Origin of the sequence: Winogradskyella aurantiaca (assembly GCF_003362725.1) — a bacterium.
Taxonomy (GTDB): domain Bacteria; phylum Bacteroidota; class Bacteroidia; order Flavobacteriales; family Flavobacteriaceae; genus Winogradskyella_A; species Winogradskyella_A aurantiaca.
This window is the reverse complement of sequence record NZ_QKTV01000004.1, coordinates 25,420-44,298: the sequence shown is the minus strand read 5'-3', so window position 1 is coordinate 44,298 and position 18,879 is coordinate 25,420. Positions and strand designations below refer to the sequence as shown.

The window sequence follows — 18,879 nt, the reverse complement described above, 5'->3', positions numbered from 1 at the left end:
TTGCAGCTATATGGCTGTATTTAAATCCTTGAAAAGCATTATCTTTGCATTAAATTTAATTATTAAAAATTACAACATGAAACTTTTTCTATTGACGCTCTTGCTTTTAGGTTTGGCTTTTGCTGGAATTGCAATTAAAATTTGGGCTAAAAAAGATGGAAAGTTTGCCGGTACATGTGCCAGTCAAAACCCCTATTTAAATCAAGAGGGTGAAGCTTGTGGCTTTTGTGGAAAAACTCCGGATCAATTTGACAGTTGTAAAGAATCACAACATACAGAGGCTTAATGCCCTGGCTTTCTATTGTATTTTGGGTTTTTGTTGGAGTCGTCGTCTGTCAGATGGCCTTCTTTCTAGTTTTTTTACTGTATTATGCTTTAAAAAACACTTCTGATCTAAAGCCTGGGAACACCTTACCTCTTTCTGTTATAGTATGTGCAAAAAATGAAGCTCAAAATTTAAAGACCAATATTCCGCTGCTTCTTGAGCAATCATATCAAAACTTTGAATTGATATTGGTCAACGATAGCTCCTCTGATGAGACCTTAGCTATTATGGAGGGTTTTGCAGATATAAACCCTAATGTAAAAGTGGTTAATGTTGAAAACGTAGAATCTTTCTGGGGTAACAAAAAGTATGCATTAACACTGGGAATTAAAGCGGCTACAAAGTCTTATTTAGTGTTTACAGATGCAGATTGTAAACCAACATCTAATCGATGGTTAAGCCATATATCGGGATCATTTTCTAAAACTAAGCGTATCGTTTTGGGTTACGGTTCGTACCAGCGTTACAAAGGATCACTTATTAATGCCTTGATTAGATTTGAAACTTTACTTACGGCTATTCAATATTTTTCATATGCCAGAATAGGTTTGCCTTATATGGGAGTTGGACGAAATCTAGCCTATCATAGAGATGTATTTTTCGAGAATTCAGGTTATATGAAACATATGGATATTATGTCTGGAGATGATGACTTGTTTGTTAATAGTGTGGCGACCAGAACAAATGTTGCAATTATAGATCATCCCGATAGTATCACAGTTTCTAAGCCAAAAAATAATTGGAAGGAATGGATTGCGCAAAAAAGGCGACATGTTTCTACAGCCTCCTATTATAAACCAATACATCAATTAGTATTGGGAATGTTCTATACATCTCAATTGATGTTTATTTTACTCTCAGTGCTTCTTTTATCCTTCTTATTTAGGTGGGAAATTGTATTGACTTTAATATTATTTCGATTTTGTCTTTCAATTTTGACCTACGTCAAGAGCGCAAGCAAGCTCAATGAACATGGAATCACTTTTTTATTACCAGTTCTTGAGGTAACTCTTATTATTTCTCAATTTTTTATCTTTATTGCTAATCTTATTTCTAAACCAAAACATTGGAACTAAAAGAGGCGATTTTATTGGCCAAGTCAAATAACCAATTGGCTTTTAATTTTTTGCTTGATACGTTTTGGAATGATGTTTATGGGTTTCAACTCCAACGAACCCAAAACGAAAATGATGCGGAAGATATTACAATACAATCATTCTCAAGAGCTTTTGATAAAATAGACACGTACAATGAGGATTATAGTTTTAAAACATGGCTAATCAGTATTTCAAAAAACTTACATATCGATCTTATTAGAAAACGGAAATCGTCTTTAAGTGAAACTGTTAATAATGTTGAAGACCATATTCATGAAATTGTGGATGAGTCACCGTCGCCGGAGGATAATTTGATAAAAAAACAAAATCTTGCCAATTTATTAATTCAAATAAAAAAACTTAAACCCCATTATCAAAAGGTAATTCACCTTAGGTATTTCCAGGAGATGAGTTATAAAGAAATGGCCAAAGAGTTGGATGAGCCTATTAATAACATAAAAGTAAAGCTCTTAAGGGCGAAAAAACTCTTGGCAGAAATTATACGTCATACCAATGATTTCAGTTCTTAGGAGGTTAGGTCCTGGGCTATTATTTGCAGGTGCTGCCATTGGGGTATCCCATCTGGTACAATCTACTAGGGCTGGAGCAGAATATGGACTTGGGTTAGTATGGGCACTTCTTATTGTCAATCTTTTTAAGTATCCATTTTTCGAATTTGGTCCTCGATATGCAGGCGCTACTGGAGAGAGTTTGTTGGACGGCTATCGAAAACTGGGTAAACCCTATTTACTCTTGTATTTTATTCTATCACTGGGGACTATGTTTACGATACAGACCGCGGTTACCATCGTAACTGCTGGGATTGCGGACTCTTTATTTGGAAGTATTAATTTCCTCAATCTAAATAGTATGGGTTTCAGTGGTGTTGAAATTTGGACTGTTATTATTCTTTTAGTGTGTTGTGTTATTTTGGTGATTGGAAAGTACAAGGCCTTAGATAGATTAATAAAGATTCTGATTATTCTTTTGGCATTAAGTACACTAACAGCAGTGGTGGTATTAAACACCAAATCTAATTCAACCCTAGAATTAGAGTTTTTTTGGCCAGTATCTCAGACCGATCTCGTATTTCTGATTGCATTCATGGGATGGATGCCCGCACCTATTGATGTGTCAGTATTTCACTCTCTTTGGGTAGAAGAACAAACTGAAAACTCAAATAGTTTCAAGATAAAAGAGGCGCTGTTTGATTTTAATATTGGCTATATAGCAACAGTTGGAATTGGTATTTTGTTTGTAATTCTTGGAGCTCTTGTCTTGTACAATTCTGGAGAAACCTTTGGTGCGGGAGCAGCAGAGTTTGCAAGTCAACTAGTTGGATTGTATACAAGTGCTCTTGGTGAATGGTCAGCTGTTATAATTGGAGTAGCTGCTTTATCTGCCATGTGGAGCACTACTATTACAACGCTGGATGCCTCTCCAAGGGCCATGGCCAAAAGTGTACAATTGTTATTCGGTAATTCGATTTTTTCTAGTTATTATTTGTGGTTAATTATACTCACCTGCGGAACCATAATGGTTTTTTTATTTCTTGCATCAGAGATGGCGCTTCTTGTTAAGGTTGCTACAGTCCTGTCTTTTATCACAGCACCTGTTTATGCCATATTAAATTTTTGGTTAATCACAAGTAAATATACCCCAGTTGAGCACCGGCCTGGCACTTATTTGAAACTGTTAAGTTGGGCTGGAATTTTATTCTTGATAATCTTTGGTATCTGGTTTTTAGTATCGTAATCTTCTGACGAATACTTTGTATCTTTGTTGGCTGAAAAAGAAAGCATGGAAGCAAGGTCTAAATCTAATGTTTTACCAGAAAGAAAACCCAAATGGTTACGGGTAAAACTGCCAACAGGTAAGAAGTATACCGAGTTACGTAGCTTAGTAGATAAGTACAAGCTTAATACAATTTGCACCTCTGGTAGCTGCCCAAATATGGGAGAATGTTGGGGTGAAGGTACCGCTACGTTTATGATCCTCGGTAATATTTGTACACGAAGTTGTGGTTTTTGTGGTGTTAAGACAGGTCGTCCTGAAGCAGTAGATTGGGACGAACCTGAAAAAGTAGCCCGTTCTATTAAGATCATGAAAATTAAGCATGCTGTGTTAACCAGTGTCGACCGGGACGATCTGAAAGATATGGGAAGTATTATGTGGGCAGAGACGGTCAAAGCCGTAAGACGTATGAATCCGGAAACTACCCTTGAGACTTTGATACCGGATTTTCAAGGTATTGAAAGACATGTTGATAGAATTATTGAAGTTGCACCAGAAGTAGTTTCACATAATATAGAGACGGTTAAAAGACTCACAAGAGAAGTTAGAATTCAGGCAAAATACGATCGTAGTATGGGGGTTTTGAAATATTTAAAATCTCAAGGCCAACGAAGAACCAAATCTGGAATAATGCTGGGATTGGGTGAGGCTAGAGAAGAGGTGATTCAGACCCTTCATGATTTACGCGAGAACGATGTGGATGTTGTTACAATTGGTCAGTATCTACAACCAAGTAAAAAACATCTTCCAGTACAAAGATTTATTAATCCTGAAGAATTCAAGGAATATGAAGAAATTGGGTTGGAATTAGGTTTTAGACATGTGGAAAGTAGTGCCTTAGTCAGGTCTTCATATAAAGCACAAAAACATATCAATTAATGATAAATGTTGGTATCAATGGCTTTGGACGCATCGGGAGACGTGTTTTTAGATTAGCCATTTCCCATCCGGATATCAATATTGTTGCCATAAATGACGTGGCGGATGTTAGAACATTAGGACATCTTCTCAAGTACGATAGTATTCATGGTCGCTTAGAGTCATCAATTAACATTAAAGACAATACTCTTATTGTTGATGGAAAGGTTATTCCATTTTTAAATGCCAGGCATCCGGAATCAATTCCTTGGGGAGATTACAAAGTTGATATTGTTGTTGAGTCTTCTGGAAAATTTAAGAAGAAAATGGACCTAAAGGGTCATTTAAAAAAAGGGGTAAAGCATGTAGTTTTAAGCGTTCCTCCAACAGAAGACAGTATTAAAACTATTGTTCTTGGTGTTAATGATAAAACCGTAACATCTGAGGACGTCATTGTCTCCAATGCATCATGTACTACCAATAATGCTGCACCAATGATGGACTTGATGCATCGCAATTTTGGAATAAAAGAAGCATACATTACAACTGTACATTCGTATACTACAGATCAGAGTCTTCACGATGTTCCTCATGCAGATTTGCGCAGGGCTCGTGCTGCTGGACAATCGATAGTTCCAACTACAACTGGGGCGGCTAAGGCCTTGACAAAGATATTTCCAGAATTGTCAACAGTGATTGGGGGCTGTGGTATTCGCGTGCCTGTTCCAAATGGTTCTTTAACGGATATGACTATTAATGTTAAAAAACCAACATCTATAGAAGAAGTTAATGCCGTATTTAAAAAAGCGTCAGAGGAAGAATTCAAAGGAATTATTGAATTTACTGAAGATCCCATTGTATCAGTTGATATTATTGGAAATGGGCATTCCTGCATATTCGATTCTTTAATGACTTCAGTCATTGGTAATATGGTAAAGATCATAGGATGGTATGATAACGAAACCGGATATAGTTCACGAATTTTACAATTAATTTGCAATTTGTCGGAAAAAAAGTGACTTTTATCGAATAAATATCTATATTTGTTCTATAAAATCTGCTGAGATGTCCCAAATCAGGCTGACGTTATTTGTATTACTTTTTACTTGGCAACTCCCATTATTAGCACAAGGTGGTTATAATGAGGAGGAAGATAAGGTTTCCATGAATGTTCAAAATTTGATTGAACAGGCCAGGCTTGAAAGCGACCGAGGTGATTATTTTCCAGCTAAAGATCATTTAGAAAAAGCGCTTCAATTGGCTCAATCAATTGACGATCAGAAGACGCAAGGCGTGATTTTTACCAAACTTGCCAAAATTGAATTTTTGGTTGAGGAGCCCAAACAGGCGATATTCTCTCTCCAAAAAGCACAAGAAATCCAGCGGGAGATTGAGGATTATGCAAATCTTGCCCTTACATATAATATAAGAGGTTATATCAGTAGCAGCATGGGTGAGCACAGTATTGCTCTCGAATACTTTCAATCTGCTCATACAAAATTTGAGGAAGAGGGTTTGGATCAATATATTCCAGAGGTACTACTAAATGAGGCTAAAGTTTACATGAAACTGAAGCAGTATGACGAGGCCAAATCTAAATTAGAATCATCTATTTTGTTGGCAAAACGCCATAACGAAACAAGAGTATTAAGCAATGCACTTATACAAAATGGTAAAGTTAATTGTGCTCTAGGGAATCTTCAAATGGCCTTAACTCTTGTTGAAGAGGGTATGGATATAGCATCCAATAGTGATATGGTTGGTACTTTAAATGAAGGTTACTTGGCACTCAGTAAGATTTACCAGAAACTTGAGGATTATAAATCCTCAAATGTCTATCTAAATAAACACCTGAGGTTATCAGATTCTATTCTTGATATTAGACGCGATAATTTGTCACCGGAGAAAAGAGCACAATATGTTAATCAATATAGAAATGCTGAAAATGAGGAGTTAAAAGATCAGATCGATGAGGCTGAGGCCGAAAGCAATTTATCAAGAATTACCACAATTTTGAGTATTTCTTTAATTACAATTTTATCGCTTCTAACATTGTCTTTATACAAGAATAACAACATTCGGTTGAAGACCAATAACATGCTTCATAAGAAAAATGATGAATTGATTGTGGCCAAGGAAAAAGCTGAATTAGCCTCTAAGACAAAAGCTAATTTCTTGTCAACTGTAACTCACGAGTTAAGAACACCGCTTTATGCAGTTACTGGTCTAACAAATATGTTACTTGAAGAAAATCCAAAGCAGCATCAGGTCCCACATTTAAAGTCGTTGAAATTTTCTGGAGACTATTTGTTGACGTTTATTAATGATATTCTTCAAATTAATAAGATTGAGGCCAATAAAGTGGAGTTGGATCCGGAACATTTCAATTTACATAAGAAGATAGAAAATGTTATTTCGGCTTTAAGTAATTCAGCCCATGATAACAATAGTGTCATTCATTACGAATACGAAAAAGGGATCCCCGAAACCTTTGATGGGGATCAATTAAAAATATCCCAAATTTTAATTAACCTGCTTGGCAATGCCATTAAATTCACCAAAGATGGCGACATCTGGGTTCGTGTTAAGAAAGTAAATCAAAATCAAAACGATTACGTTCTTAAATTCGAAGTGGAGGATAATGGTATCGGTATTTCCAAAGAAAAACAAGAACATATGTTCGATAGTTTTTCTCAAGGATCTGTTCAAATCAACCGAAAATATGGTGGCACTGGCTTAGGTCTATCCATTGTAAAAGGGTTGGTAGAAATTCTCAAAGGAAAAGTATATCTCACTAGTGAACTGGGAAAAGGTACTACTTTCTTTTTTGAAATTCCTTTAACCTATTCAGAACCTAAGGAAAAACCAAAAGTTAGTGAGGAATCAAAAAAACTACAAGCCTTGGATTTAAGTAACATTAAAATTTTGGTTGTTGAGGACAACAAAATCAATCAAATGATTACCAAAAAGATTCTCAACAAAATGGGTCTGCACTGTGATATAGTTGATAACGGTGAGGCAGCTGTAGATAAGGTTAAAGAAGTATCCTATAGCGTTGTGTTAATGGACATTCACATGCCAGGAATTAGTGGATTGGAAGCAACAAAAATTATTAGAAGCTTCGATAAGGAGCTAACTATTTTTGCCTTAACTGCCGTAACTCTGGAGGATAAAATGCATGAATTTGATGAAGCTGGATTTGATGATATCATATCCAAACCTTTTAGGCAAGAAGACTTCGAGAAGAAGCTGTATGGCGCTTTGAGTGGCCAAGAAAATGTCACTGCCTAATTCAATTCTTAGTAAAATTCAAAACAAGGTTTTTAAACCTATTGGGATCGTCCAGGACAAATTCGATGGGCAAGTACCACAGATTTGAGTTTAATTCCTTAGCTTCAGATAACCTTACAAAGTCTTTTTCTGTAGTTATTATTAATGATTCTTTTGAAAGATCAATTACTTCTTCCGGCGAAAAGGTATGGTGATCTGGAAATGATAAATGTTTAAATACTAACCCTTCCTCCTTTAAAAATTGGATAAGCGGATCTGGATAAGCAATTCCAGTGACCAAGGTGAAGCTTTTTAGTTCACTAAGGGCCATTTGTTCGTTGTGGTTAAATACTGTTTGAGAGTAGGTAATGGAACTAAAGAAAACCGATTGATTGGGTAAAAGTTTTAATTTCTGTGTAATTATTTTTTTTTCTTTTTGACCTAGTCCTCCTGGGCATTTGGTTATTATAATAATATCAGCGCGTTTAGAACCAGATTTGGGCTCACGTAAGTTTCCAGTAGGTAATACAATATCCTCAAAGAATGGTTGCTGATAGGAGGTAAGCAAAATATTGAATCCCGCCTTAACATATCGATGTTGATAAGCATCATCTAACAATATGCAATTAGGTGGGGTGTCCAAAGCCAATAATCTATCAATTCCTTCAACGCGTTTTTCGGCCACGGCGATACTTAGGCTGTCAAATTTTCTATAAAATTGAAAAGGTTCATCTCCAATATCTAAAACAGAACTTTTGGAATCAGCCAAAATAAAACCCTTAGTATCGCGCTTATAACCCCTACTCAATATTGCTAATTCATGATTCTCATATAATAATCGAACGAGATATTCGATCATTGGGGTTTTTCCAGTGCCCCCCGTGCTCAGGTTTCCGACACAAATAATCGGGATATTGTAAGCTTTTGATTTTAATAAGCCTTTATCGAAAAGGATGTTACGAGTCCAGGTAACCAGAAAGTAGATTGGGACCAAAGGGAACAATAATATCCTTATGAATTTCATTAGTACGAAAATATGCTATTTTTGATACAAATGTCAATTTATGCAGATCCGAGAAGTAATTCAGATTCTGGAAGAACTTGCCCCTTTAAAATATGCCGAAGATTTTGATAATGTGGGCCTTTTGGTCGGTGATAAAGAAGCTGAGGTCAAAGGTGTTCTTGTAACCTTAGATACCATTGAAGCCGTTGTGGATGAAGCTGTGGAAGCAGGGTGCAATTTAATTGTGAGTTTTCATCCCATAATATTCAAAGGGCTTAAATCCTTAACCGGTGGCAACTATGTGGAACGCACAGTTGTAAAGGCTATAAAAAACGATATTGCAATTTTTGCCATTCATACAGCTTTAGACAATTCTTTTAAGGGAGTGAATGACATTATATGTAACAAGCTTGGGTTGCTTAATAAGCAGATATTAATACCACAAAAGAATTCAATCAAAAAGTTGCTCACCTATGTGCCTGAATCTTCAGCTAATCATTTGAGAGAGGCTCTTTTTAGTGCGGGAGCCGGTGGAATTGGAAACTACGATGATTGCAGTTTCAATTATAAAGGTGTGGGAACCTTTAAAGGAAATAAAGATTCCAATCCTGTCTTAGGTGAAAGAGGGAAGGTTCAAGAAGAGCCTGAGATTGCCATTTCCGTAACTTTCACCAAACATCTTGAGAGTAAAGTTTTAAAAGCAATGTTTAAAGCGCACCCATATGAAGAGGTGGCCTACGAGATCATAACTCTAGACAATTCTCATCAACATATTGGAATGGGTATGATAGGAAATCTTACAGAGGCGATGAATGAGAAGGGCTTTTTAGAATTTGTAAAGAACACTATGAACTGTGGAGTTGTAAGACACAGTCAATTACTTAAAAAATCAGTTTCTAGAGTTGCAGTTTTAGGTGGTTCAGGAAGCTTTGCAATTGAGGCTGCTATAGCTCAAGGAGCTGATGTATTTATAAGTTCAGATTTTAAATACCATGACTTTTTTAGAGCCGAGGGGAAAATAGTTATTGCTGATATTGGACACTATGAAAGCGAGCAGTTTACAAAATCCTTTTTAACTGACTATCTCTCAAAAAAAATTACTAATTTTGCACCTGCCTTGTCGGAAGGCAAGATCATATTATCGAAAACCAATACAAATCCGGTTAATTATCTTTAGATTATGGCAAAAAAAGCTGAAGCTTCTGTAGAGGATAGATTAAGAGCATTATACGATTTACAACTAATTGATTCCAGAGTTGATGAAATTAGAAATGTTCGTGGGGAACTACCTTTAGAAGTAAGAGATTTAGAAGATGAAGTTGAAGGTTTAAACACCAGAATTGATAAGCTTAATGAGAACCTTGACATGATCGAGGAAGAAATCAAGTCAAGAAAGAACTTAATAGAAGAGTCCAACGCTTTAATCAAGAAGTATACGGAGCAGCAAAAAAATGTTCGCAACAATAGAGAGTACAACTCATTAAGTAAAGAGATTGAGTATCAAGAGTTAGAAATTCAACTTGCTGAGAAACATATAAAAGAATTTAAGGCTCAGATTGAACAGAAGAAAGAGGTTATGTCTGAGACTAAAGATAAACTTAAGGAGCGTAACAACCACTTAAAGAATAAAAAGAGTGAGTTGGATGAAATCCTTAAAGAAACAGAAAAAGAGGAAAAGGCCCTTTTAGAGAAATCTGATGAATTTCAGACCAAGATAGAGGAGCGCCTTGTCAAGGCCTATAAGCGTATAAGAAATAATGTTAAAAATGGTTTAGCGGTAGTACCAGTTGAACGTGGTGCTTCTGGTGGATCCTTCTTTACTATTCCACCCCAAGTGCAAGTTGAAATAGCCTCACGTAAAAAAGTTATTACTGATGAGCACAGTGGAAGAATTCTTGTAGATGCAGAATTAGCCCAAGAAGAAAAGGAAAAAATGCAAAAACTTTTTGCCAAGCTAAATTAAGATTGGCATTTAGTTGATTAAATTTTATAGGGATTAATCAAAAAAAGCGCTTCCAATTGGAAGCGCTTTTTGTATGGTATAAGGTATTGGGTTTTTTTAGTTGTCTCCAGTAGTATCCTCATTAGAAGTGTCTGGCAGTGTTGCAGGTACTTCAACATCATTTGAATCTAATGCTTTCGAATCTATGACTTCACCGGCTCCCTGAATGGTAACATTAGATAATAAGATTAAAGCGATTAGCAGTGTAGCTAATACCCAGGTACTTTTATCTAAAAAGTCACCCGTTTGCTTAACTCCACCAATTTGTTGGTTGCCGCCACCACCAAAAGATGAGGAAAGACCTCCACCTTTAGGATTCTGTACCATTATGACTACAACCAGAAAAAAGGCTACTAAAACTATCAATATTAAAAATATGGTAAACTTTGTCATTGTATTTATGAGTTGCGCAGTTGAATTGCTTCTACTGCTTTAATTTGGTCTGCAAAGAAACTACTTTTTTCTGGATATTTCAAACTTAAAATCCTATACGATTGAATGGCTTTATTGTAGTTTTTTTGCTCTAGATATATACGAGCTAAGGTCTCTGTCATTAGGCCTTCATCCTTCCATAAATTCTCTTGAGTAACTATCAATGTTGGCTGTTCCTCTTTAGGAACAATCTTCGGGTTGTCTTCTATAAACTTATCTATCAGATCAAGTTTGGATGTAATTGGTGGTACGGATGTGTCATTGGAAGTTTCATTGCCTCGGTCAATTGGTTTGAAATCAGTAATCTTAAGCCATTCAGCGAAGGAGTGGGTCTCGTTACTATCAAACTCTAGAGGTTTGCCCAATTCTAGAGTTTCTTCAGGTGCAATATTTTCAACGTCAATGGCAATAATAGGTTGTTCTGATGAACGGTCAGGACTGTTTTGTTCTGTCTCTTTTGGCTTAAATAGGTCTGGGTCTAGAACTCCTTCGGTATTTTGAATGTGCGTTTTTAGCGCCTCATCAATAAGCATGCTTTTATTTACTGAGATGTCATCAAGTTCATTCAAGTCCATTTGCTTGAGATACTCTGAATTTTGTTTGATGTTTTTGGAGATGGCATTTTGATTAAACACCTCAGATGTAATAAAGTCAAAAAGAACACTGCGGTCTGTTGTATATGCGGCCGTTTTTTTAAGACTGTTATTATACTTATAACTATCAATGTTTTTAAGCCCTTTTAAATACAAGGCTCTTGCAGATTGAAAATAGGGGAATTCTTCTGTAACTGATTTTAAGCTATTGACGTCCTCACTTGTTAAGTGAGTAGGGTCGTCCAAAAGTTTTATGAATTCATCTTTTTCCATTTACCAATTAGCTAATGACGCATTAAATATATCCAGAGTAAGACGCTCGTAAATTGTTTCAATAGCAACATCTCTTACAGTTCCAACTAATTGACTATCTGCAGGGTAATCGAAGAAGAAGCTAAATCGTTTTTCGAAATCCTTTTCTTCGTCCAATTTATTAAAATATCGCACATTAACTGTAATGGTCAATCGGTTTTGTGCAGCGGTCTGCTCAGCTGTTGCTGTCATTGGTGAAATGCGGTACTCCGTTATTTCTCCTTCATAGGTTAGGTCACCGCCGGAGGTGACAAGGCTTAAATTGGTTTGATTTACAATGAGATCTTGTAAGGTGTTCTGAAACAAGATATCAATACCGGGTTCGACGAGTTGTGCATTGTTCTGAAAAAAATTGACCTGAAAGGTTTCAGCATTGCCAGTATCTGCGCCAGTAAAGGAATAGGCTCCACAGCCTATGAGGACAAAACTGGATGTGATTAGCAGAAAAGATTTTAGTTTTTTTATCATGAATTTTAAGTATAAACGCAGTGTTTAAAGGTCGTATTGTTTGATCTTTCGGTAAAGTGTACGTTCACTTATGCCCAATTCTTGTGCAGCCAGCTTGCGTTTTCCGTTATGTCGTTCAAGAGACTTTTTTATCAGTTCCAATTCCTTGTCCTGCAAGGATAAAGTCTCTTCTTCTTGTATTTCCTCAGCAAAATGATATTTATCCTCTTGAGATGAGTTTTCAATTTGATGATGTGTGTGTTCTGGAATTGGAATGACTTCCATTTCACCGGATGGTGCTTTGAACTCACTATGAGCTGTTTCCTCTCCGTAAATTTTTTGAATTAATTCATCATGACTTTCTCTAACCTCATTAGTATTCCCACTATTCATCAATTCTAAGGTGAGTTTTTTTAGATCATTCAGATCGCTTTTCATATCAAAGAGAACCTTATACAAAATTTCCCGTTCGTTACTAAAATCACCGTCATTCGTTTTTCGCTCAACTATGGCTGGAAGATTTTTACCTGAATTGGGTAAATAGCTTCTAAGTGTCTCTGCATTGACTATTCGGGTTTGTTCTAATACAGATAGTTGTTCTGCTACATTGCGAAGTTGCCTAATATTACCGTTCCAACGATATTTTTGAAGCATATTTACACCATCATCTGCCAATTTAATAGTTGGCATCTTATACTTAAGAGCAAAATCACTGGCAAACTTTCTAAATAGTAGATGAATATCGGAGTGTCTGTCGCGAAGTGGAGGTAAGTGAATTTCAACCGTACTTAGTCTGTAATAAAGATCCTCTCTAAACTTCTCTTTTTTAATGGCTTCAAACATTTCGAGATTGGTGGCAGCAACTATACGTACGTCTGTTTTCTGTACTTTACTAGAACCAACCTTTAAAAATTCGCCATTTTCCAGTACACGTAACAATCTAACTTGAGTTGTTAACGGTAATTCCCCAACTTCATCAAGGAATATGGTACCACCATCGGCCACCTCAAAATAGCCTGAGCGCGTTTGTGTAGCACCCGTAAACGCACCTTTTTCATGTCCAAAAAGTTCGCTATCAATTGTTCCCTCAGGAATGGCGCCACAGTTTACAGCAATGTACTTTCCGTGCTTCCTATGGGATAATTGATGTATGATCTTTGGGATACTTTCTTTCCCAACTCCACTTTCACCAGTAACCAAAACTGAAATATCAGTAGGGGCTACCTGAATGGCTTTTTCAATAGCTCTATTTAATTTGGGATCATTGCCGATAATACCAAAGCGTTGCTTGATTGCTTGAACAGATTCCATAGTAATTAGATTGTTTGAGGTTGGTTATCTGAATAGCCCACTGCCTCACCAATAAGTGTGGTAGAGGTACAATCTGTAATTTTGACGTTTACAAAATCACCGACCTTATAATGCTCTTTTGGGAAAACTGCTACTGTATTTTGAGTGGTACGTCCAGACCAGTGCTGATCAGACTTTTTTGATGCCTTTTCAATAAGAATTTCTACGGTCTTTCCAACGACGGCATTTGTTCTGTAGGCACTGTGTTTTTGTTGTAAATTGATGATTTCCTGAAGACGACGTTTCTTAGTTTCTAATGGGATATCGTCTTCAAGTTTACGAGCGGCTAATGTCCCAGGTCTTTCAGAATAAGCGAACATAAATCCAAAATCATACTTCACATATTCCATTAAACTTAGAGTGTCTTGATGATCTGCCTCAGTTTCTCCCGGGAAACCAGATATCATATCCTGGCTTAAGCCTATATCTGGAATAATTTGTTTGATATTATCTATAAGCTCAAAATACTCCTCGCGGGTATGTTGACGATTCATTGCTTTTAAAATACTATTACTACCACTTTGTACCGGTAAATGAATGTATTTACAGATGTTATCGTACTTGGCCATTACTTCAATAACATCTAAAGTCATATCTTGAGGATTGGATGTGGAGAAACGAAAGCGCATCTTTGGCTGTGCTTTAGCGCATAATTCCAGAAGATTAGCAAAGTTGACCGCCGTGACTTTTTGAATGTCGGTTGCCTTATCAAAATCCTTTTTAAGGCCTCCACCGTACCAAAGGTAGCTATCCACATTTTGGCCCAAAAGGGTAACTTCTTTAAACCCTTTAAGTGCTAAATCATTTACCTCTTCTATGATACTTTGAGGATCACGACTGCGTTCTCGTCCTCTTGTAAATGGCACCACACAGAAGGTACACATGTTATCGCAACCTCTTGTAATAGAAACAAAAGCCGTAACACCATTGCTATTTAGGCGCACTGGTGCAATGTCGCCATAAGTCTCTTCTTTGGATAGAATCACGTTAATAGCATCTCGACCTTCTTCCACCTCATCTAAAAGGTTAGGGAGATCTTTATAAGCATCAGGACCAACCACAAGGTCAACCATTTTTTCTTCTTCGAGGAACTTTGCTTTTAGACGTTCTGCCATACAACCTAAAACCCCAATTTTCATTCCAGGGTTTATTTTTTTTACAGCGTTGTATTTTTCCAATCGCTTTCTAACGGTTTGTTCTGCTTTATCGCGTATAGAGCATGTATTAACAAGTACGAGGTCTGCATCCTCAAGTTCGTTGGTGGTATTGTAACCTTGGTCCGCCAAAATAGATGCGACAATTTCACTGTCGCTAAAATTCATTTGGCAACCATAACTCTCAATAAAGAGCTTTTTGGTATTTTGTTGATTCTGATCAAGAACTAAAGCCTCTCCTTGTTTTGATTCGTCAATTATCTTTTCCATTAATTCGCGTAAACGTCTTCAGTTTTTAAGGTAGCAAAGATAAGACTAATTTCTTCAGAAATGACATTATGTCAGTAAAAGAGGTGGTTAAGACGATCCAATATTTTATCATAATTGCAATAATGTTCATCATTTTTAACGATTGTTTAAAGGTCCCATTTGGTATGCGATTAGGTAAGTAACTTATTTTTCAATTACATTTGTACCCTCAAAAAATTGATGATGTCAAAGAATTTAGTGATTGTTGAGTCTCCTGCAAAGGCTAAAACCATTGAGAAATTTTTAGGAAAAGACTTCCGAGTCGAGTCCAGTTTTGGCCATATTTCTGATCTTCCTTCAAGAGAGCTGGGAGTCGATGTAGAAGGGGATTTTAAACCTAAATACGAAGTTTCTAAGGATAAACGGGATGTCGTCAAAAAACTAAAAGACCTAGCTAAAAAAGCAGAGATCGTTTGGTTGGCTAGTGATGAAGACCGCGAAGGAGAGGCCATAGCCTGGCATTTAGCTGAAGTACTAAATCTTGAGAAATCCAAAACAAAGCGTATAGTATTTCACGAAATCACTAAATCCGCTATCGAGCGAGCGGTAGCCAATCCTAGAAGTATTGATTATCATTTAGTTGATGCGCAACAGGCGCGACGTGTATTGGATAGAATTGTAGGTTACGAATTGTCTCCGGTCCTGTGGCGCAAGGTTAAAGGAGGTCTGTCAGCAGGACGCGTGCAATCTGTTGCCGTAAGACTTATCGTAGAGCGTGAAAGAGAAATTAAGGAGTTTAACCCTGTTGCTTCATTCCGAGTGGATGCTGAGTTTAGTACTAGCGATGGAAAGCGTTTTAAGGCCAAACTTCCAAAAAATTTCACCTCACGTCAAGAGGCTGAGGACTTTCTAGACATAGTGTTAAGCGCTGATTTTTCGGTTTCAAATCTGGAGAAGAAACCCGTCAAGAAATCTCCAGCACCTCCATTTACAACATCTACCTTGCAACAAGAAGCAGCTAGGAAACTAGGTTTTTCTGTAAGCAGAACAATGAGCAATGCACAGCGATTATATGAAGCTGGGTTAATTACCTATATGAGAACAGATAGTGTAAACCTATCTGATGAAGCACGAAATGGAGCTCAGGTTGCTATTACAAACAATTATGGGGATGTATACAGTAATCCGCGTAATTATAAAGGTAAGTCCAAAGGTGCACAAGAAGCACACGAAGCTATCAGGCCTACCAATTTCGAGAATCAATCTGTCAATGCCGAAAGAGATCAGGCTCGACTCTACGAGCTTATTTGGAAACGAGCAATTGCCTCTCAAATGAGTGAGGCAAGTTTAGAACGCACCAATGTAAAAATTGCTATTAATGGCGATAGGCCTGTTGCTCAAAATTTTGTTGCCAATGGAGAGGTTATCACTTTCGATGGATTTCTAAAGGTTTATTTAGAAGGAACGGATACAGAGGAAGAGGAGCAGTCTGGCTTATTACCAGATTTAAGTGTCAATGATGCTTTAGATTCAGTTTTTATCAGTGCAACTGAACGATTTACGAGACCACCGGCAAGATATACAGAAGCTTCACTAGTAAAGAAATTGGAGGAGTTAGGAATTGGAAGGCCCTCAACATATGCTCCAACTATATCTACTATTCAAAATAGAAATTATATAGAAAAAGGGACGGTTGATGGTACTGAACGTCATTATATACAATTGTTGGCTGAGGGCGGCTCAGTTAAGGAATCGACACTTACGGAAAGAGTTGGATCAGATAAAGGTAAGCTCGTTCCAACAGATATAGGAATGATAGTTACCGATTTCTTGGTCAATAATTTCGAATCTATTTTAGATTACAATTTTACTGCTCGGGTAGAAGAAAATTTTGATGATATCGCTGATGGTAAAGAAGATTGGCGATCCATGATGAAAGATTTTTATAAAGGATTTCATCCGCAAGTTGAAGATGTAAAAGAAAATGCCGAGCGTGAATCTGGAGAACGGGTGTTGGGTGTTGACCCTGTATCTGGCAGACAAGTCAGTGTACGATTGGGTAGATTTGGTCCTATGGTTCAGATTGGAACTGTTGATGAAGAAGAAAAGCCACAATTTGCTAGTTTATCGCCTGATCAGCAGTTAAGCTCCATTACTTTCGAAGAAGCGATGGATTTGTTTAAACTACCTAAATCCCTAGGGCACTACAAAGAGGATGAGGTAGAGGTGAATAATGGACGATATGGCCCTTATGTGCGCTACGGGAAAAAGTTTGTTTCGTTACCTAAGGGGGTAGATCCTTTAGGTGTAGATTTGGATGATGCCATAGTATATATTAAGGAGAAAGAGAAAGCTGACGCACCAATCTATTCATACCAGGGCTTGGATGTAACCAAGGGTAAAGGGAGATTTGGGCCTTTTATTAAGTGGAACAATCTCTTTATTAATGTCAATAAAAAGTATGATTGGGACAATCTTTCTGAGTCTGATATTGTAACTTTGATCGAAGATAAGATTCAAAAAGAAAAAGAAAAGTTGATTCATGACTGGCCTGAAGCTGGTATTAGAATTGAAAAGGCTCGTTGGGGACGCCATAATATTATTAAAGGAAAACAGAAGGTAGAATTGCCTAAAACTGTTGATGTGTCGGAAATGACCTTGGAACAAGCCATTGCCGAACTTGATAAAGCTGCCCCAAAGAAAAAAACAACAAGAAAAAAAGCTACGAAAAAGAAGAACTAAATGAATTTCAATTTTTTGTCTCCTGTATCAGATGAAGTATTAGCGCACACAGAGCTATTATCAAATCAAGCCCTAGGAAAAAAAATTGAAATACACTCTCAACAAAACGGCTTACCAGAATTAGACAATATAGAGCTCGCCATTATTGGGGTTGCAGAAAACCGTAATGATGAGGATTATATGGGTGAAGAATTAAATTTCGCTGGTATTAGACATGCTTTATACAGTTTATTAGAAGGAAGTTGGCATGCCAAAATCGCTGATCTTGGTGATTTGCTTCCTGGGGATTCTATTGATGATACCTATTATGCTTTACAAACTTGTTTAAGTGTTCTTATTGAAAAGAACATTACACCTATTATAATAGGAGGAAGTCAGGATCTTACTTATGTCAATTACAGAGCTTATGACGAACTAAGGCCAATGATCAATATAGTGAGTGTTGATGCAAAGTTTGATCTTGGAGATGCTGCTTTGCCTATTAAGAATTCTAGTTACATAGGAAAAGTTATAGTTGAAGAGCCGTATAATCTATTTAATTACGCCACATTAGGATATCAGACTTATTTCAATTCTCAGGAGGAAATAGATCTGATGGATCGTTTGTACTTTGAACCCTACCGACTGGGTGAGATTGTTTCTAATATCTCTTTGGCTGAGCCGGTTCTTCGTGATGCAAACATTGTAAGTGTGGACTTAAGATCAATAAGAGCCTCAGAATTTGAAGGCCGCCAGAAGTATTCGCCTAATGGGTTTAATGGAAGAGACATTTGTGCCATAACCAGATATGCTGGAATCAGTAATAAAGTTTCATCATTTGGAGTCTATGAATACAAGACAGGTAATAAGGGTGATATAAATGATATGCTTATTGCTCAAATGATTTGGTATTTCATAGAAGGATTTAACGCTCGTGTGAATGATGATGATTTTCAAAATGACAGTGCGTTTCAGAAGTATCGGGTTCTTATTGAAAATGATGAGTTGATTTTTTATAAAAGTTTGAAAACTAACCGCTGGTGGATCGAGATTCCCTTTTTACCAGATGTTAGTAATAAATTGAAGAAGCATACGTTATTACCTTGCAGTTATGAGGATTACGTGCGTGCAACACAGGATGAGATTCCTGAACGCTGGTTTAAGGCTTATAGGAAGAATATCGTATAAATTGTGCATTTCGTCGATAGGATAGGGGTCAAAACATCGATAAAATGCAGTTTTTTTGGATAAAGTGTAAAAAAACTTTGAAAA

Annotated in this window: 17 protein-coding genes; 11 read left to right on the top strand and 6 right to left on the bottom strand. The window is 36.9% G+C overall.

Going from position 1 to position 18,879, the window contains the following annotated elements:
• Positions 1-76 precede the first annotated feature (76 nt).
• The 7 genes from DN064_RS07905 to DN064_RS07875 are packed head-to-tail and all read left to right on the top strand — an operon-like array spanning position 77 to position 7,365.
• Positions 77-286 carry a membrane or secreted protein gene (locus tag DN064_RS07905; RefSeq protein WP_115462326.1) on the top strand — a complete coding sequence of 70 codons (210 nt, stop codon included), beginning with the start codon at positions 77-79 and terminating at the stop codon, positions 284-286.
• Positions 286-1,401 (top strand): glycosyltransferase, encoded by a 1,116-nt coding sequence (locus tag DN064_RS07900; protein WP_115462106.1) that lies wholly within the window; start codon positions 286-288, stop codon positions 1,399-1,401. Before DN064_RS07905 ends, DN064_RS07900 begins: the two co-directional genes overlap by 1 nt.
• Entirely contained in the window at positions 1,392-1,952 is a 561-nt protein-coding gene (locus tag DN064_RS07895; RefSeq protein ID WP_115462105.1) for an RNA polymerase sigma factor, read from the top strand. Before DN064_RS07900 ends, DN064_RS07895 begins: the two co-directional genes overlap by 10 nt.
• Positions 1,936-3,177, top strand: coding sequence for an Nramp family divalent metal transporter (locus DN064_RS07890; protein WP_115462104.1), 1,242 nt, complete (start codon positions 1,936-1,938; stop codon positions 3,175-3,177). Before DN064_RS07895 ends, DN064_RS07890 begins: the two co-directional genes overlap by 17 nt.
• A gap of 45 nt (positions 3,178-3,222) precedes the next feature.
• Positions 3,223-4,095 carry a lipoyl synthase gene (gene lipA / locus DN064_RS07885; protein ID WP_115462325.1) on the top strand — a complete coding sequence of 291 codons (873 nt, stop codon included), beginning with the start codon at positions 3,223-3,225 and terminating at the stop codon, positions 4,093-4,095.
• Entirely contained in the window at positions 4,095-5,093 is a 999-nt protein-coding gene (gene gap / locus DN064_RS07880) for a type I glyceraldehyde-3-phosphate dehydrogenase (protein ID WP_115462103.1), read from the top strand. The genes lipA and gap overlap by 1 nt, the downstream gene beginning before the upstream one ends.
• 46 nt (positions 5,094-5,139) lie before the next feature.
• A complete protein-coding gene (locus tag DN064_RS07875) occupies positions 5,140-7,365 on the top strand; it encodes a tetratricopeptide repeat-containing hybrid sensor histidine kinase/response regulator (protein ID WP_115462102.1) in 2,226 nt (741 codons plus the stop codon).
• 1 nt (position 7,366) lies between these two features.
• On the opposite strand, the gene lpxK is transcribed toward DN064_RS07875, so the two are convergent.
• Entirely contained in the window at positions 7,367-8,368 is a 1,002-nt protein-coding gene (lpxK, locus tag DN064_RS07870; protein ID WP_115462101.1) for a tetraacyldisaccharide 4'-kinase, read from the bottom strand.
• A gap of 40 nt (positions 8,369-8,408) precedes the next feature.
• On the opposite strand from lpxK, the gene DN064_RS07865 reads away from it, so the two are divergent.
• On the top strand, positions 8,409-9,524 hold the full coding sequence (locus tag DN064_RS07865; protein ID WP_115462100.1) for a Nif3-like dinuclear metal center hexameric protein: 1,116 nt from the start codon (positions 8,409-8,411) through the stop codon (positions 9,522-9,524).
• Positions 9,525-9,527: 3 nt separating this feature from the next.
• Entirely contained in the window at positions 9,528-10,310 is a 783-nt protein-coding gene (locus DN064_RS07860) for a zinc ribbon domain-containing protein (RefSeq protein ID WP_115462099.1), read from the top strand.
• Between the two features lie 96 nt (positions 10,311-10,406).
• Here DN064_RS07860 and secG read toward each other — a convergent pair whose 3' ends face one another.
• The 5 genes from secG to miaB are packed head-to-tail and all read right to left on the bottom strand — an operon-like array spanning position 10,407 to position 14,907.
• Positions 10,407-10,742: a preprotein translocase subunit SecG gene (gene secG, locus DN064_RS07855; protein WP_115462098.1), complete on the bottom strand. Its 336-nt coding sequence runs from the start codon at positions 10,740-10,742 to the stop codon at positions 10,407-10,409.
• Positions 10,743-10,747: 5 nt separating this feature from the next.
• A complete protein-coding gene (locus tag DN064_RS07850; RefSeq protein WP_115462097.1) occupies positions 10,748-11,647 on the bottom strand; it encodes a hypothetical protein in 900 nt (299 codons plus the stop codon).
• Entirely contained in the window at positions 11,648-12,154 is a 507-nt protein-coding gene (locus tag DN064_RS07845) for an LptE family protein (protein WP_115462096.1), read from the bottom strand.
• Between the two features lie 24 nt (positions 12,155-12,178).
• Entirely contained in the window at positions 12,179-13,444 is a 1,266-nt protein-coding gene (locus DN064_RS07840) for a sigma 54-interacting transcriptional regulator (RefSeq protein WP_115462095.1), read from the bottom strand.
• A 5-nt stretch (positions 13,445-13,449) separates the two neighbouring features.
• Positions 13,450-14,907, bottom strand: coding sequence for a tRNA (N6-isopentenyl adenosine(37)-C2)-methylthiotransferase MiaB (gene miaB, locus DN064_RS07835; RefSeq protein ID WP_115462094.1), 1,458 nt, complete (start codon positions 14,905-14,907; stop codon positions 13,450-13,452).
• A 222-nt stretch (positions 14,908-15,129) separates the two neighbouring features.
• Here miaB and topA point away from each other — a divergent pair, with 222 nt between their 5' ends.
• Positions 15,130-17,628, top strand: coding sequence for a type I DNA topoisomerase (gene topA / locus DN064_RS07830; RefSeq protein WP_115462093.1), 2,499 nt, complete (start codon positions 15,130-15,132; stop codon positions 17,626-17,628).
• Positions 17,629-18,795, top strand: coding sequence for a formimidoylglutamase (locus DN064_RS07825; protein ID WP_115462092.1), 1,167 nt, complete (start codon positions 17,629-17,631; stop codon positions 18,793-18,795).
• The last annotated feature ends 84 nt before the right edge of the window (positions 18,796-18,879 follow it).